This window comes from Micromonospora sp. M51 (assembly GCF_018070305.1).
Lineage (GTDB): Bacteria > Actinomycetota > Actinomycetes > Mycobacteriales > Micromonosporaceae > Micromonospora > Micromonospora parva.
Genome location: NZ_JAGPXZ010001507.1, coordinates 1 through 460, shown reverse-complemented (window position 1 = coordinate 460; position 460 = coordinate 1). Strand labels below are relative to the sequence as shown.

The window sequence follows — 460 nt, the reverse complement described above, 5'->3', positions numbered from 1 at the left end:
CCGAGATCGCCCACCACTGGTACGCCGCGCACGACCACCCGCGTGCCCTCGTCGCCGCCCGAGCCGCCGCGTGCGCGGCCGCCGACCGGTACGCGTACGCCGAGCAGCGCCGACTGCTGGAGCGGGCGCTGGAGTTGTGGGAGCTGGTGCCGGACGCCGCCGACCTGCTCGGCATGGACCACCTCGCGCTGCTGGAGCAGACCCTGGACGCGGCGGTCACCGCCGGCGACTTCAGTCGGGCCATCACACTGACCCGGGCGGGACTGGCCGAGGTGGACGCCGACGCCGCGCCGCTGCGTGCCGCCCGCCTGCTGGACCAGCGCGGTCGACTGATGGCCCTGCTCGGCAAGAGCGACGGCAGCCGGGAGCTGGACGAGGCGTACCGGCTGGCGGCCGGTGGCCCGCCCGGCGTGGAGCGGGTCCGGCTGCTGGCCGACATCGCCACCCACCTGGTCAAGAT

1 pseudogene is annotated in these 460 nt (G+C 75.7%); it reads left to right on the top strand.

Annotated elements, in window-relative coordinates:
• Positions 1-460: pseudogene (locus KBX53_RS35695) on the top strand (LuxR family transcriptional regulator); the annotation flags it as partial.